The following is a 16,326-nucleotide window of genomic DNA, read 5'->3' on the forward strand; positions in this document are numbered from 1 at the left end:
AAATGGCAATGAACTTTCATTAATTATCTACGATAATACAACTGCCATTGTCACATTCCACTGTTTGGGGAGGTAGAACAAAAGCACAGTCCGAAACTGCATTCGTTTGAATGTTGTATTCTAAATTTAATTGATTATAACTTTCAACCATAGCCTCTAATTCATTTAAATCAACAGAGGAAGGAAAAGTTAAATATTCAATAGGGCCGCCACAAGGTTTTACGCCAAATGCAATGGTGTTGCAGTTTTCTGAATTTTCGCACTCAAAACTGTCGATATAGTCTACAATTTCCTGTTTCAAGAGATTTAATTGTTGCTCTGTAATCGGATCCTGACGATCTTCATCACACTGAAAACTTTGAAGCAATAAGGCTAATACAAATAATTTTAAAATAGATTTCATAGCTTTTTTTATTGGTTAACATAGGTAAGATGAAATTTTTTTTAAAGGTTGCGTTATTCACGAAAATAAAAAAACCCTTTCGAAATTAATTTTCTGAAAGGGTTTCAGTTATAAACTTTTATTTTCTTAACAAAACTCGTTGTACGCATCTTTTAAGTTCTCAGCTATCATTTCGGCAGGACGCCCTTCAATGTGATGACGTTCTAACATGTGCACCAATTCACCATCTTTAAACAAAGCCATACTTGGCGACGAAGGTGGAAACGGAAACATATGCTGTCTTGCTGCATCAACGGCTTCTTTGTCTACACCGGCAAAAACAGTCACTAATTGGTCTGGTTTTTTGGCACCGTCAAGACTCATTTTTGCTCCCGGTCTTGCATTTCTGGCAGCACATCCACAAACGGAATTTACAACTACTAACGTTGTTCCTTTTTGTGAAATTGCATTTTCTACTGCTTCTGCACTATATAATTCTTGAAAACCTACTTCCGATAATTCGGCTCTCATGGGTTTTACCATTTCTTCTGGATACATACTTATTTAAGATTTATGATTGTTGATATTTGATTTTTTGATTATGCAAATTTACTAAGTTTTCAATTTCAATTGTTGATTTCAATCATAAAGATTTGTTATGATTCGATAGCATATTACAACAAATCGGTTCCAATTTTCAGTCCAATAAAAACGGTTCTGGGGCGAGATGGACCATAAATATAACTTGCATCTCTATTTACACCCGAGTCAAAATCGTTTTGATACTGATTGAATAAATTCTGAATTCCGCCACTCAATTGAAGATGTAATTTTTCTTTTACCACAAATGTATACGAAGATTTTAAATTGACTTCATAAAAATCTCCCGTTTTTTCCAAACGGTCTTCAGCAATAAATCCTGCATAATGTTGAGCATACATTTTTCCGGTGTACACCAAAGAAATATTGTTTTGAAAGGCTTTTTTGGGTGAAAATGTCGCCATTAAATTTCCATATACATTTGGCGAACGGAAGAAATTTCTATTTGTATTCGTTGAGTTTTCACTCCATTGAACCGCTTGGTCATACAATGCTTTTTGAATGGTTGCTCCTGCTTGAAATTGCCACTTTTGTCCAGGAGCATATTTTGCTTCTAAGTTCACACCATATACATCAGCACCTTTTCCATTGCGTTTTTCCCAAATGGTTTCTGTAAGTTGTTCTAAAACAAATGGGTCGTTTAATCGGGTGTAAAAAGCTTCAAATGTTAATCCGGCTTCAGAATTCGGAGAAACTTTACTCCAATCTAATGAAGTTAAAAAGGAATGTGATGTTTCTGATTCTAATCCATCTGCCAGTTCAACCAAAGCAACTTCACCGGCTGCAATTCGGGCGTGAATGTCTTCCGAAAAAACTTGCGGAGCTCTAAATCCTTTGGCATAACTGTTTCGCCATTGTAAATTTTCTTTAAAATTGTAGAGAATATTTAGTCTTGGGTTGAAAATCACAGCCTCATCGGCAGCATTATGAAAATCGGCTCGTAATCCGCCTAAAACTTTTAGTTTTTCATTGACTTTCCATTCCTGTTGAGCATAAATTCCCAAAATATCTAACGTTTGATTGACGAACGCATTATAACCCGGTTTCGCATCCAACATCTTTTCTTTTTTGTATTCGGCTCCGGTTGTCAAAGTGGCCGATCCGCCTAAAAATGATTCTTGTTTTCTATTGTATTGAGCTCCACCAATCCAAGTTATAACCTCAGTATTTCCGTAACCACGAATGCTTTCTTCATAGTCTATATTTCCAAATTCATCATCCGCACGACCACCATAAAAGTTATCATTTTTGGATTGTTGGGTGTTGAAATAAACGGCATATTTGTTCTTTTCATCTTCCGAATAATTTTCAAACGTGAGTCCGCCACCCACCATTTTGGAAGTAATTTGTTCTGTAGTAAGAGCTTCAAACGGTTGCAAATCAAAACGGTTTTCGCCTCCACGTCTAAATTCATTTACGGTGTGAAATTCAGCTGTAATTTTACTTCTTTCAAACGGGCGGTAAAACGATTTGAATCCGAACGTTCGGTTTTGCATTGTCGTAATTTCTGTAAAATTGTCATCATTTGCATCAAAAGAATCACGGTCACGAAGCATTGCAAAAAGTTGAATGCCTAAATTCAAATCATCTGATAAAACGGTTCCGTTTAAGGTTAACGCTTTGTCTGGCACATTTCCGTCAATTAGGCCTAAATGGGAATTGATTTCAAACGAATTTTCTATCGGATCTTTGGTAATGATGTTGATGGTGCCCGCAATCGCATTCGACCCATATAAAGACGAACCGCCACCACGAACCACTTCAATTCGTTCAATCATATTGGTTGGAATTTGATCCAAACCATATACACCATTTAAAGCTGAAAAAATCGGTCGGCTATCCATTAAAATTTGAGAATAAGCTCCATCTAAACCATTCATTCGAACTTGTGAAAATCCGCAGTTTTGGCAATTCGTTTCCATCCGCAAGCCAGGTTGAAAACTCAATCCTTCGGATAAACTGATGGCTTGTGCTTTTTGTAAAACTTCTGAATTGGTAACCGTTACAATTACCGGTGCTTCTGTTCTTTTTTGTAATCCGCGTGTAGCTGAAACAACTACTTGATTGAGTCCGAAAACACTTTCTTCTAAATTAAAATCCAAATGAATTTTTCCTCCCGAAGGAACATTAATATTTTTTTCTTGGTTTTTAAAGCCGATTGCTTGCACGATAATGGTTTGCTTTCCTGACGGAACTTCAATGGAATAATTTCCGTTTTCATCAGACGAAGTCCCTGTTGTTGCATTTTTTAAAAGAATACTCGCAAACGGAACCGCTTGACCTTCAGATAAAATATGACCCACAACCGTTCCTTTTTCTTGACCTTGTGAAAATAGAGTAAACAATAAAACAACTAAAAGTATAATTTTTTTCATACCAAAAAATAAATTTAGACAAAACTAAAAATTATTTTACTTATATCAAATTATCTTAGTATATTTGTTTTCAATTAATTGAACTTATGACCTATTCGGAAGAAAATTATATCAAAGTAATTTATCATTTATCGTTGGTTTCGCCTAAAGGAATTAATACCAATGCGATTGCAGGGATGATTGAAAGCAAGGCTTCTTCGGTTACGGATATGGTGAAGAAATTAGCCGAAAAGGAATTGGTTGACTACCAGAAATACCAAGGTGTGACACTCACTCAAAAAGGATTACATGCGGCCAAAATGATTGTGCGAAAACATCGATTGTGGGAAGTTTTTTTAGTAGAAAAATTAGATTTTACGTGGGATGAAGTACATGATTTAGCCGAAGAATTGGAGCACATTAAATCGGAGAAATTAATCAATCGATTGGATGAATTTTTAGGCTTCCCTAAAGAAGATCCGCACGGTGATCCGATTCCTGATCGATATGGGCAAATGATCAAAGTGGAAAAACAATTACTTTCAGAAGTTGGTTTGAACAAAAAAGTGATGTGTTTGGGTGTAAAAGACAGTTCGCCTAGTTTTTTGCAATATTTAGATAAGCATCAAATTTCGTTAGGCTCTGAAATTGAAATTATCAATAAAGAAGCTTTTGATATGTCGTTGACTATTTTAATGAATGGAAAAGAGATTTTAATCTCAAATAAAATTGCCGGAAATTTATTTGTAAAAGTAATCTAATATGTTTGATAGCATTGTTGCTTATTTATCGAGTATTGACCCCATTTTAGCGGCTTTGTTTGCCACGTTATTTACTTGGTTTTTAACCGCTTTGGGAGCTTCGGTAGTGTTCTTTTTTAAAACCATGAATCGTGCCGCTTTAGACGGAATGCTCGGTTTTACCGGAGGTGTAATGGTTGCAGCCAGTTATTGGAGTTTGCTTGCACCTGCTATTGAAATGTCGGAAGGGGAAGGATTTGTAAAAGTGATACCCGCCGCAGTTGGGTTCATTCTAGGAGCTTTTTTCTTGTTCGGATTGGATAAATTGCTACCCCATATCCACATCAATTTTAAAGAAACCGAAGGGGTAAAATCACCTTGGCAAAAAACAACGCTTTTGGTTTTGGCTATTACCTTGCACAATATTCCTGAAGGGTTAGCGGTTGGCGTTTTATTTGGTGGTGTTGCGGCAGGAATTCCCGAAGCATCCATTGCAGGAGCTACAATTTTAGCGATTGGAATTGGTATTCAAAACTTTCCGGAAGGAATTGCTGTTTCCATGCCGTTGAGACGAATGGGAATGAGCAGAAAAAAGAGTTTTTTATACGGGCAATCTTCCGCTTTAGTCGAGCCCATTGCCGGCGTTTTAGGAGCGGTTGCAGTAACGTTCTTTACACCAATTTTGCCGTATGCTTTAGCATTTGCTGCCGGAGCAATGATTTTTGTAGTGGTGGAAGAAGTAATTCCGGAAACGCAACAAGACAAACATACCGATATTGCAACACTCGGATTTATTGGTGGATTTGTGGTGATGATGAGTTTGGATGTGGCGTTAGGGAGTTAGTGACAACCACAATCATTACCGCCACAATTTTTTTTCGATTTCTTTTTACCAAAGAAATGAAAATAAAGAACAGCAATTGCAATTCCTAAAATGATAAATGCGATTATTTCTTGAAAATCAATCATACTACAAAGATAAAAGGTTCTCCATCAAAAACAGAGAACCTTTAACAAACAAATAAAACACTTTTTAAAATTGTGCTGTAATTCCGAAATGGATTCCAAATGGCATTCCCGGACGTAAACCGGCTGGTACTCTTGAAACAGCGTATTCTATATCTAATAAGTTCACGATATTACTCATCAAACTTACTTTTTCGGTTAAATGATATTTAGCAGAAGCATCCACAATAAAATTGCTTTTCACCAATTCGTTATCCGGAATTGAACCTTGTCCGGCAACCGTTCTAAATTGATCATTGTACTTTCCACTGATGGAAATGTTGAATTTTTTGTGCTCTAATCCGGCAATGATTGAAAATTGATTTTTTGCTATATAAGGTATTTCATCTCCTGCTTCAATTTCTCCCCACGCTTCGGTATCACTTTCAAAGTTGTTTTTTAATTCTGTATCTGTTAATGTATAGCTAAATGTAATTGGTAATTTGAATTTAGAATTTTCATCATTCAAAAGATCATACGAAACCAAAACTTCTAAACCTTGCACTTGAGCTGCTCCGGCATTAAATAAATCGCCTGTTCCTGTTCCGCCTGCTGCGTTCGTATCTGCACCTTGCAAACGGTTGAAATCGTTGTAAAAAGCGATGATTTCTCCGTTTAATGCCTTTTTAGCAAAACGGAATCCGGCTTCATAATTCATACTACTTTCGCCCTTATCTTCATCATTCACACCAGGAGGTGAAAAGCCTTTGTGTAAACTTGTGAATGCGGTATAACTATCATTAATTTTATATAAAACCCCAAAACCGGGAATGTATTCTTCTGTTCGGTTTTGTCTGCGGTTTAAATTTTCTCCGGTTCGGTCTAAATCGGCTGTACCGTAATTTAAACTGCGACGAATGATATTTTCATAACGAATTCCGGGAGAAAACGTAAACTTTTTAAAGGTCAAATTATATAAGATATGAGCGGAAACTGCTTCTGCACTTTCTACACGATTATCTTGTGTACCCGGAGTTCCGGTAGCCGTTCTGAATAAGGCATTATTTTGAATTTTATAACGATCATCCCACTGGAAACGGTCTTCGCTGTCTAAATGATATCGAATTCCAAAATCAATATCATGGTTAACAACCTCACTGTTTAATTTAAAATTTAATACGGTTTGAATTCCTTCTGCTAAATAACCACGATTGTTATTTCGTACTCTTAATGCATTATCTGCGGTATTTACTGCTCCCGTAATAATGTCGTAACCCGCTTGATTATCTTCAGGATTATCTAAAATGGAAGCTAATGAAACGTTTGAACCACCCACATTCACATCGTGTAATTTGTACCAGTTTCTTTTGAAATTATTGCGGTAAGCTTTTGTTGTAACAGTTAAATAATCAACCGGAATGAACAAATGCGTTAACATCAGTTGGTCGTGTTTTGTATCGATTTTATCAGCTTCAGAAGATAAATAACGACGGTATGGATTTTTATCAAAGTCAGATTGAGTTAATCCTAAATAGGTTTCATCAGAATATTCATTTGATAATTGAGCTTTCAACGTCAACGATTGAAACATTTTTGCTTCCGGATTGGTGTTTACTCTGAACTTTGCTACATAATCATTTCCGTTATAACCGGTTGTTTTTTTGCTAAAGTCGATGGTTTTAAAACCTTCAGAATTACGATTATTATATTCAACTAAATAACCGAAGTTTTTAAAATTATCACCAACATTCACGTAAGTATTTTTAGTATCAAAACTTCCCATAGAAGCCACCACTCTTCCCGAAAATTTTGATGGAATTTGATTTGAAACCATATTGATTGCTCCTCCGGTTGTGTAAGGGCCGTATTGAATTTGACTTCCACCTTTTAAAATTTCAAAACTTTGAATTCTATTTGCCGTTGGAAAATAATAAGCAGCCGGAGCAGAATAGGGTGCCGGAGCAATCAAAATTCCGTCTTCCATGATGGTAATTTTTGAAGCTCTTGATGGACTCGTTCCTCTTAAACCGATACTAGGGCGAAGACCAAAGCCTTCCTCTTCTACAATATTTACACCGGGAACCGCTCTCAATATTCTGTTTATATCGGTATAATTGAATATTTTTAGTTCTTCAGGTGATATAAAATAAGTTGAACCTGCTCTGTTCTTTGCTTTGAATTTACTTCCTACCAAAACATCGGCATTAACCGTAACACCTTCTAGTCTTCTTACAGTGTCATTTAGTGCTAAATCGTCTTGAGATTCTGAATTTTGAGCAAAAGAAAAGCCTGTTAAAGCAAGCAGGCAAAGAGCAATTATATTTTTCATTATTGTTATTTAGATTTAATATAAGTTGCAAAAGTAGTCATAGATTTTATTTAGACAAAATATAAATAATAAAAATAAAAAGTTTTTTGTAAGCTTTTGAAAATTAAATCTTTCTAAATTTTAGGAAATGAAAGTTATTTTAATTCAGTACTTGAAAAGCAAAAAAAGCTACTAAATAAGCAAGTCCGCTCATGAACAAAAGTTGAATAATTGGCCATTTCCAAGTATTCGTTTCTTTTTTTACCACCGCTAACGTACTCATACATTGCATGGCAAAGGCATAAAAAAGTAATAAAGAAATTCCGGAGGCAAAGGTATAAACGGGTTTTCCGGATGTTAGATTTACTTCTTTTTTCATTTTTTCTTTGATTGTTTTTTCTTCATCAGAATGACTTCCAACACTGTAAATGGTGGCCATCGTTCCCACAAAAACCTCACGGGCAGCAAATGAAGCAACAATTCCTATTCCAATTTTCCAATCATATCCAAGCGGTTCAATTACCGGTTCAATTGTTTTTCCGATAATTCCAATGTAAGAATTTTCAAGTTTAAACGAGGCAATTTTATCTTGAAGTTCATTATCCGTAAGCGAATGATTTTGTCTTTTAGTAGTGATGATTTCTTCCGCTTTTTCAAAACTTTCGCTCGGGCCATAAGAAGCCAAAAACCAGAGTATAATTGACAAAGAAACGATAATTTTACCTGCTCCAAAGACAAAGGTTTTTGTTTTTTCAAGTACATTTAGTCCTACGTTTTTGTAGTATGGAATTTTGTAATTAGGCATTTCGATAACAAAAAAGCTTCTCGATTTGAGTCGGAGTATTTTATTTAAAATCATTGCCGAAAGAATTGCTGTTAAAAATCCTAAGGTATATAACAACATTAAGGTAAGTCCTTGTAAATTTAAAAAACCAAAAATTCTTTTGTCAGGGATAATTATAGCAATTAATATGGCATAAACAGGAATTCTAGCTGCACAAGTAGTAAATGGAGTGACCAAAATGGTGATTAATCGTTCTTTCCAGTTTTCAATGTTTCTTGTTGCCAAAATGGCAGGGATAGCACATGCCGTGCCAGAAACTAAAGGAACAACACTTTTCCCACTCATACCAAATCGTCTCATTGTTTTGTCCATTAAAAAAACAACCCGACTCATATAGCCACTTTCTTCCAAAAGAGATATAAACAAGAATAAAAAAGCAATTTGAGGAATAAAAATCACGACACCACCAATTCCCGGAATTATTCCCTGTGAAACTAAATCATTCAATTTTCCGGAGGGTAAATAATCACTTACCCAGCTACTCAAAAAAGCAAATGATTCGTCAATCCATTCCATTGGAACACTTGACCATTCAAAAACCGATTGAAAAATCAGGAACAAAACCGCAAAGAAAATAATATAACCACTTATTTTGTGTGTGAGAATTTTATCAAGTTTATTTCTAAAATCAGTAGCTTTAGTTAAATCTTCTTTTTTTCCTTCTTTTAGAATTTCATTAATAAATTGGTATCGTTTGATGGTTTCTTTATGTTGTAATTTTTTCAATTCTTCATTTGTCTTTGAAAAAGAATTAGTTTGCAATACTTTTTTTGAGAGTTCACCAAAGTTAACATCTTGTGATATTACTAGCCAAAGTTTATAATTTTGATGATTCGGATATATTCTTCGAAGATTATCAAAATATTCTGAATCAATTTCCGATGCATTTAGACATGCTTCGGTAGATAATTCTTTATAATTAAGAATCATTTCTTTTAATTCAGTTATACCTGTTGATTTTCTTGAACTAATTAGGGCAATTTTAGTTTTTAAGGCAATTTCTAATTTTGGGATATCCAATGAAATTCCCCTCATCTCCATTTGATCAGCCATATTGATGACTAAAATGGTTGGAATTTCTAAATCTTTTATTTGAGTGAAAAGGAGTAAGTTACGCTTTAAATTTTCAACTTCTGTAACCACAACCGCAACATCGGGATAATCTTTGTCGTTTTTATTTAGTAGTAATTCAATGACCAGATTTTCATCTAATGAATTGGTGTTTAAACTGTAAGTTCCCGGCAAATCTAAAATTCTAGCTTTTCTATTTTGAGCTAAAGAACAATAACCTACTTTTCGTTCAACGGTAATACCAGGATAATTTCCAACTTGTTGATTAAGTCCGGTTAACTGGTTAAAAAGGGAAGTTTTTCCGGTATTCGGATTTCCAATTAGAGCAACTTTTATAGTAGAAATATTCATTCAGCAATTTAGTTTTGAATGATTTCGACAGCAATTTCTCTAGCTGTCTCCTTTCGGATGGCCAAGTGAGTGCCATTCATATTTAAATATAATGGATCGCCAAAAGGAGCCGTTTGTATTAATTCAACCGTATGACCTTCCATGCAACCCATTTCAATTAATTTCAACGGGATGGTTTCTAAATTAAAAGCTACGATGACAGCTTTTTCACCTTTTTTTAGTAGATCAACAGTTGTTTGCAAAACTTATTTAGAATAAATATAAATACAAAAGTAGTTTTTTTTTATCAAATGCAATTGATAAAAATCATGAATGGATTTATTTGTTTATTCTAATAAAAATCGGATATCATCAATCAATCGTTTGATTTCTTCCTTATTTGTCCCATCATAAAATCCGCGAACTCTTCTTTGTTTATCTATTAATATAAGGTTCTCCGTATGAACCATATCATATAATTCTCCTTCAGTTTCGGTTTTTACTGCCAAGTACGATTTTCGAGCTATATAAAAAATGTCTTTTTTATCACCGGTTACCAAATTCCATTTCGAATCAATAACTCCTTTTTCTAATGCATATTTTTTTAAAATCGGCACACTGTCAATATCCGGCATTACAGTATGAGACAAAAGCATTACATCCGGAATACTTTTAAAAGTATTTTGAATTTCTACCATATTGTCTTGCATTATGGGGCAAATGGTTGGGCAAGTGGTAAAAAAGAAATCGGCAACATAAATTTTTTCTTCATAGTTTTTTTGTGTAACGAGTTCACCATTTTGATTGGTAAATGAGAAATCTGCAATAGTATGGTATTTGCTTACATGCTGAATAGTGCTATCAACCAACTCAGGATTTACATCAGAAGGATTGAAAATTGGAAGTTTTTTCTTTGGCGTTAATAAATGGAAAGAAATGGACAGGAAAATAGCAGAAAAAGTAACAAAACTTAAAATTTGAAATTTATATTTTTTGATGTAGCGTAGCATTGCCTTTGTTTTTGCAAAGGTAAAAAAGTAAACGTCAAAACTTCTCTTTAGACAACTGTTAATTAATAGTTATCAATTGAAAACGTTTTTCTATTTTTGATTAAAATTCAAACTTAATGAGGAAGCATCTATTTCTTTTATTAATAATTCAATGTTCTTTCGCAATTGCTCAATTTAATCCAATCGCTCCATGGATGGAAAATGTTAAAAAAAAGAATAAAGAAGAGGCAACACTTGATGAAATTAAAACTGCTTTTGATGCGTATTGGGGAGAAAAAAACCATAAAGCAAAAGGGAGTGGGTATAAACCTTTTATGCGTTGGGAAACACATTGGCAAAATAAAGTTGATGAAAATGGTTATTTAATGACGCCTACCCAAATGTGGGAAGCATGGAATAAAAAGAGAGAAAGATTGCTGGGTCGGGAAGAAATATTAAACGACATTAGCAATTGGGAGCCTATAGGGCCTTTTAATCACATTAACACAGGTTCTTGGTCATCGGGTCAAGGACGTGTGAATGTGGTAGTAGTTGATCCCAACAATCCAAATAAAATATATATTGGTGCTCCCGCAGGTGGGATTTGGAAATCTACTGATGCAGGACAAAATTGGACACCTTTGTCCGATTATTTACCTCAAATAGGTGTGTCAGGGATAGCTATAGACCATACTAATCCAGACATAATTTACATAGCTACCGGTGATAAAGATGCCAGCGATACATATTCGATAGGTGTATTAAAATCTACTGATGGAGGATTGACTTGGAATACTACCGGATTGACATTTAGCAATACCTCAACCGTTGCAGCAGATATATTCATGCATCCTAATGACCCTCTAACATTATGGGTAGCAACGAGTGCAGGACTTTTTAAAACCTCGAATGGCGGAACAACTTGGACAAACAACCTCAGTGGAAATGTAAAAGATTTAAAATTGAAACCCGGCAATCCAAACATTGTTTATGCTGTTACTAACAACCGTTTTTATCGCTCAACCAATGGCGGAAATAGTTTTACAATGATTACCTCAGGCATGCCGGCCAATTCCGGACGTTTAATTATTGATGTAACGCCTGCAAATCCTGAATATGTTTATGTATTGAGTGCCAGAACAAATTGGAGTCATCAAGGGCTTTATAAATCAACAAATTCCGGAATTAATTTTACCATTACTGAAAATTCGGCAGATATTTTCGAGGCCAATCAAGCTTGGTTTGATTTAGCTTTAGCGGTTTCAGACACCAATCCGGAAGAGGTGTATACCGGCGTATTAAATATTTGGAAATCTTCAGATGGCGGAAATAATTTTACAAAAATCAATAGTTGGTCAAATCCATTCCAAGCTACTTACACGCATGCGGACATTCATTTTTTACGTTTTTATGATGGCGTGCTATATTGTGGTAGTGATGGAGGAGTGTATGTTTCTGCTAACAACGCAACTTCGTTTACAGATTTAACTGCTACAGCTCAAATTGGTCAGTTTTATAGAATTTCTGTTTCTAAACAATCAAGCTCAAAGATTGCCGGCGGTCTGCAAGATAATGGAGGTTATGCCTTAAGTAATAATCAATGGAAAAACTTTTATGGAGCAGATGGTATGGAAACCGCCATCGATCCAAATAACAGTAATAAATACTACGGTTTCATTCAAAACGGAGGAGGTTTATATTTCACCAATAATGCCGGGGCAACTCTCTCAGGAAGTGTAGGAGCTCCGGATGGTGAGGATGGTAATTGGATCACACCTTTAGTTTTTAATTCCGTTGGAGAATTATTTGCCGGTTATTCTAGTTTATATAAGTTAGTGGGTAATAATTGGCAAAACGTATCCATTAATACAAGTTTTGACGGTAATATTGAACGAATTATTGTAGATCCTTCCAATGATGATATCATGTACATAGCAGATGGGGAAGATTTATATAAAAGCATAAACCGTGGAGAAACATTTGATTTTCTTTTTTCTTTTTCTTCCAATATTACTTCTGTAGAGGTAAATGTGCACAATAATAATATGATTTATATCACGTGCTCAGGCATCAACGGAGTAGTTTCGAGATCAATTAATGGAGGTGTTTCATTTGCTAACCTCGCACAAGGACTTCCTCCAATTGGGAGAAATATCATCAAACACCAATCAAATCATCCATTAAATCCTCTATATTTAGGAACAAGTTTAGGGGTGTATTACCGAGATGATTCTTTGAATGCATGGATTCCATATGATACTAATTTGCCCAATGTAGCTGTTACTGATTTAGAAATAAATGTGTTGGATGGAAAAATCATTGCATCCACTTACGGAAGAGGTGTTTGGCAATCTCCAATTCCATCACAATTAGCAGAAAATGAAATTGCATTACTTAGCATCGAAAATCCTGTAGCTTCAAACATTAATTGTAACACAGAAGGGATATCATTTTTGGTAAGAAATACAGGGGCAACTTCAATAACTAATTTTACATTAAATTATAGCATCAATCAGATGGAATCAACTTATGAATGGAGTGGTAACTTACCTTCACAAATATCCACTACAGTTGAAATTCCAAACGTTGTTTTTGAAAAAGGAATTTCTACAATTTTTGCGAATGTTGTTCTGGTAAATGATGCCTTTGAAAATAATAATTCATTAACCTTACAAATTTTAAACAATGATGATGGTGAAGTAGGGGTAGTAAATACTTTTGAAACAGAGGATTCTACTTTGTTATCTAATCATGAAGGTTCGGAGGATAGTTGGCAACGAGGAATTCCTGCAGGAACATTATTAAACCAAGCTGCATCCGGAGCAAATGTATATGCAACAAATTTAGATGGAAATTACATCGATTTCACCAAAGCCTACTTATATTCACAATGTTATGACCTCACACAAATTACAAACCCAATAATGCGTTTTAAATTAGCGTTTGATATCGAAGAAAATTGGGATGTGCTTTACGTGGAATATTCAACTGATTTTGGTGAAAACTGGGCGGTTTTAGGAACAGCGAATGACCCAAATTGGTACAATAGTGATCGAAGTCCGGAAACTGCAAATGATTGCGATATTTGTCCCGGTGCTCAATGGACCGGAACAAATACTAATTTAGAAGAATACAGTTATCTCTTGAATGCTTTTACGAATGAAAGTAACATTATCTTTCGTTTTGTATTTCATTCAGATTATACAATCACAAAAGAAGGTGCTGTTATTGACGATTTTGTTATTGACGGAACATTATCAACAACAGGTTTTGAAAATACAACCATAGCGGTTTTCCCAAATCCTACAAAAGGAATTTTCACCTTGTCACATCGGAATTTTAACCCACAAAACATAGACATATATGATGTTACGGGTAAAAATATTTTGTCTGTGGTTAAAACTGATTTAACCGAAAATCAAACCGAATTAAATTTATCACACGTTTCAAATGGAGTTTACTTTATTAAAATTTCAAATGAAAACGGACAAACTGTTCAACGAATAATTAAAAATTAAGAAATGAATACAATTAAAAAAAATTTGGTTTACGTACTGACATTGTCCTCCTTAATGGTTGGATTTGCTCAAGAAGAAAGTGAAGAAACCATCGGGATTAACTTAGAATATATGGACAAGTCGGTTAAACCAAGTGATGATTTTTTCCGATTCGTAAACGGAAATTGGTTAGATAAAAATGAAATTCCTGCCGATAGAACCCGTTGGGGAAGCTTTGATGAATTGCGAAAGAAAACGGATGACGACATGAAAGTTATCCTCAATGAAGCTTTGCAAAATGCGGCTTATACAAATGAAACTGATCAAGGAAAAGCTCTGAATCTTTACCGTTCAATTATGGATACGGTTTCCAGAAACAAACTCGGCATCAAACCGTTGGAACCCTATTTAAAAAAAATCAATGCGGTTAAAAACGTTTCCGATTTAAAAAAACTTTTAATCGAAATGGAAACCGAAGGCGGAATCGGATTTTTTGGTGTTAATGTTGGTACGGATGCGAAAAACAGTAACCGAAATATCGTGAGTGTTGGGTTAGGAAGTCTCGGACTTCCGGATAGAGATTATTATGTTTCCGATGAAAAAGACAGTAAAGAAAAAAGAGAAAAATACCATGCTCATATCATTAAAATGATGAGTTATTTGGGCGAAAAAACTTCAAAAGCCAAAATTAGTGCGGATAAAATTTTAGCTCTCGAAATTGCTATGGCAACACCTCGTTTAGACCGAGTGGAAAGAAGAGACAGAAGAAAAACATACAACCCCATGACGGTGGACGAGCTTCAAAAATTAACACCAACGATTAATTGGACAGAATATTTAAAAGGAGTTGGTTTACCGGTCGTCGATACTTTGATTGTGTCGCAACCCAAGTACATGACTGCATTAGAAACTATTTTCAAAGAAAATAAAGTGGATGATTGGAAAGCGTATATGCGTTGGACATTATTAAACCGTTCAGCCGGAATGCTTTCTACTGAAATTGAAAATGCAAATTGGGAGTTTTTCGGACGAACACTGACTGGAGCTATCAAACAAAGACCGTTAGATGAAAGGGCTTTACAAAATGTGAATAGGTCTTTTGGTGAAGCATTAGGAAAAATTTATGTTGAGAAAAAATTCCCACCCGAAGCCAAAGAAAAAGCTAGAAAAATGATAGATAATGTTTTTTTAGCCTTTGAAAACAGAATCAATGCTTTACCTTGGATGGCACCATCAACCAGAGCAAATGCAATTGCAAAGTTAAAAAAATTCAATGTAAAAATCGGTTATCCTGATAAATGGAAAGACTATTCAAAAATAACTATAGTCAGTCCAAAAGAGTGTGGAACTTATTTTGAAAATTCAAAACGAATTACCAAATGGCGTAACGATGAAAATTTTGCCAAATTAGGGAAACCGGTTGACAAAACCGAATGGGGAATGTCACCTCAAACGGTAAACGCTTATTATAGTGCGTCGTTTAATGAAATCGTTTTCCCGGCAGCTATACTCCAGCCTCCATTTTATGATTACAGAGCTGATGAAGCTGTAAATTATGGTGGAATAGGAGCTGTAATTGGTCATGAAATTTCACATGGTTTTGATGATAGCGGTTCGCGTTACAACGCCGATGGAAATTTAGTCAATTGGTGGAGTGAGGAAGATTTAAAGCAATTTACCGAATTAGGCGGAGCTTTGGCAGATCAATATTCGCAATTGGAACCGATACCGGGAATTTTTGTGGATGGTAAATTTACGCTTGGTGAAAATATTGGCGATTTAGGTGGAGTAAATGCCGCTTTAGACGGATTAAAAATTCACTTAAAACAAACCGGAAACCCTGGTTTAATTGATGGTTTTACTCCGGAACAACGTTTCTTTATTTCATGGGCAACCATTTGGAGAAGCAAAGCCAGAGATGAAGCAATAAAAAATTTAGTAAAAACGGATACCCATTCTCCTGGTCAGTACCGAGCCTATGTTCCGCTTCAAAATGTGGATGCTTTTTATGAAGCATTCAACATTAAACCGGGCGATGGAATGTACATTGCCGAAGACAAAAGAGTGCGAATTTGGTAATTAAGTTAAAATATTAATAATCAATACAATAAATTATAAAACCCAACGTTGTAACTCAACAATCATTTGAATAAAGCAAGTTAGAGTTAGTTAAATTTTGTTTTGGTGTTTTGAAAAAGGCGTTCCGAAAATTACTTTCGGAACGCCTTTTGAATTTTTTTTCTGAGTTACTGAGACTCTGAGAAAT

The 16,326-nt window shown here is 34.9% G+C and carries 11 protein-coding genes; 4 read left to right on the plus strand and 7 right to left on the minus strand.

Annotated features, from left to right (window positions below; all coding sequences use genetic code 11):
* Positions 1-19: 19 nt before the first annotated feature.
* The 3 genes from R2782_RS09015 to R2782_RS09025 form a co-directional block, all read right to left on the minus strand.
* Positions 20-403, minus strand: a complete 384-nt coding sequence (locus R2782_RS09015; RefSeq protein ID WP_371267908.1) for a hypothetical protein — start codon at positions 401-403, stop codon at positions 20-22.
* A 126-nt stretch (positions 404-529) separates the two neighbouring features.
* Positions 530-940: a BrxA/BrxB family bacilliredoxin gene (locus R2782_RS09020; RefSeq protein ID WP_026709649.1), complete on the minus strand. Its 411-nt coding sequence runs from the start codon at positions 938-940 to the stop codon at positions 530-532.
* A 116-nt stretch (positions 941-1,056) separates the two neighbouring features.
* Positions 1,057-3,357 (minus strand): TonB-dependent receptor domain-containing protein, encoded by a 2,301-nt coding sequence (locus R2782_RS09025; RefSeq protein ID WP_371267909.1) that lies wholly within the window; start codon positions 3,355-3,357, stop codon positions 1,057-1,059.
* 86 nt (positions 3,358-3,443) lie between these two features.
* On the opposite strand from R2782_RS09025, the gene R2782_RS09030 reads away from it, so the two are divergent.
* A complete protein-coding gene (locus R2782_RS09030) occupies positions 3,444-4,097 on the plus strand; it encodes a metal-dependent transcriptional regulator (protein ID WP_188361460.1) in 654 nt (217 codons plus the stop codon).
* 1 nt (position 4,098) lies between these two features.
* Positions 4,099-4,920 (plus strand): ZIP family metal transporter, encoded by an 822-nt coding sequence (locus tag R2782_RS09035; RefSeq protein ID WP_371265993.1) that lies wholly within the window; start codon positions 4,099-4,101, stop codon positions 4,918-4,920.
* Between the two features lie 189 nt (positions 4,921-5,109).
* On the opposite strand, the gene R2782_RS09040 is transcribed toward R2782_RS09035, so the two are convergent.
* The 4 genes from R2782_RS09040 to R2782_RS09055 all read right to left on the minus strand — a co-directional run bounded on the left by R2782_RS09040 (position 5,110) and on the right by R2782_RS09055 (position 10,584).
* Complete coding sequence (locus R2782_RS09040) at positions 5,110-7,350, minus strand: TonB-dependent receptor family protein (RefSeq protein WP_371267910.1); 2,241 nt, start codon at positions 7,348-7,350, stop codon at positions 5,110-5,112.
* Positions 7,351-7,489: 139 nt separating this feature from the next.
* On the minus strand, positions 7,490-9,595 hold the full coding sequence (gene feoB, locus R2782_RS09045) for a ferrous iron transport protein B (protein WP_371267911.1): 2,106 nt from the start codon (positions 9,593-9,595) through the stop codon (positions 7,490-7,492).
* Positions 9,596-9,603: 8 nt separating this feature from the next.
* Positions 9,604-9,837: a ferrous iron transport protein A gene (locus R2782_RS09050; protein WP_371267912.1), complete on the minus strand. Its 234-nt coding sequence runs from the start codon at positions 9,835-9,837 to the stop codon at positions 9,604-9,606.
* 84 nt (positions 9,838-9,921) lie between these two features.
* On the minus strand, positions 9,922-10,584 hold the full coding sequence (locus R2782_RS09055; RefSeq protein ID WP_371267913.1) for an SCO family protein: 663 nt from the start codon (positions 10,582-10,584) through the stop codon (positions 9,922-9,924).
* A 116-nt stretch (positions 10,585-10,700) separates the two neighbouring features.
* Between R2782_RS09055 and R2782_RS09060 the strand changes: the two genes are divergently transcribed.
* The gene (locus R2782_RS09060; protein WP_371267914.1) at positions 10,701-14,081 is read left to right on the plus strand and encodes a T9SS type A sorting domain-containing protein; all 3,381 of its coding nucleotides are present in this window, start codon (positions 10,701-10,703) and stop codon (positions 14,079-14,081) included.
* A gap of 3 nt (positions 14,082-14,084) precedes the next feature.
* On the plus strand, positions 14,085-16,139 hold the full coding sequence (locus R2782_RS09065) for a M13 family metallopeptidase (RefSeq protein WP_371267915.1): 2,055 nt from the start codon (positions 14,085-14,087) through the stop codon (positions 16,137-16,139).
* Positions 16,140-16,326 lie beyond the last annotated feature (187 nt).

The organism is Flavobacterium sp. (assembly GCF_041392085.1).
Lineage (GTDB): Bacteria > Bacteroidota > Bacteroidia > Flavobacteriales > Flavobacteriaceae > Flavobacterium.

Bases quoted from the DNA above. Each gene is read 5' to 3' on its own strand.
- R2782_RS09015 (WP_371267908.1), bottom strand. From the start codon at position 403: ATGAAATCTATTTTAAAATTATTTGTATTAGCCTTATTGCTTCAAAGT.
- R2782_RS09030 (WP_188361460.1), top strand. From the start codon at position 3,444: ATGACCTATTCGGAAGAAAATTATATCAAAGTAATTTATCATTTATCG.
- R2782_RS09025 (WP_371267909.1), bottom strand. From the start codon at position 3,357: ATGAAAAAAATTATACTTTTAGTTGTTTTATTGTTTACTCTATTTTCA.
- feoB (WP_371267911.1), bottom strand. From the start codon at position 9,595: ATGAATATTTCTACTATAAAAGTTGCTCTAATTGGAAATCCGAATACC.
- R2782_RS09060 (WP_371267914.1), top strand. From the start codon at position 10,701: ATGAGGAAGCATCTATTTCTTTTATTAATAATTCAATGTTCTTTCGCA.
- R2782_RS09065 (WP_371267915.1), top strand. From the start codon at position 14,085: ATGAATACAATTAAAAAAAATTTGGTTTACGTACTGACATTGTCCTCC.
- R2782_RS09055 (WP_371267913.1), bottom strand. From the start codon at position 10,584: ATGCTACGCTACATCAAAAAATATAAATTTCAAATTTTAAGTTTTGTT.
- R2782_RS09020 (WP_026709649.1), bottom strand. From the start codon at position 940: ATGTATCCAGAAGAAATGGTAAAACCCATGAGAGCCGAATTATCGGAA.
- R2782_RS09035 (WP_371265993.1), top strand. From the start codon at position 4,099: ATGTTTGATAGCATTGTTGCTTATTTATCGAGTATTGACCCCATTTTA.
- R2782_RS09040 (WP_371267910.1), bottom strand. From the start codon at position 7,350: ATGAAAAATATAATTGCTCTTTGCCTGCTTGCTTTAACAGGCTTTTCT.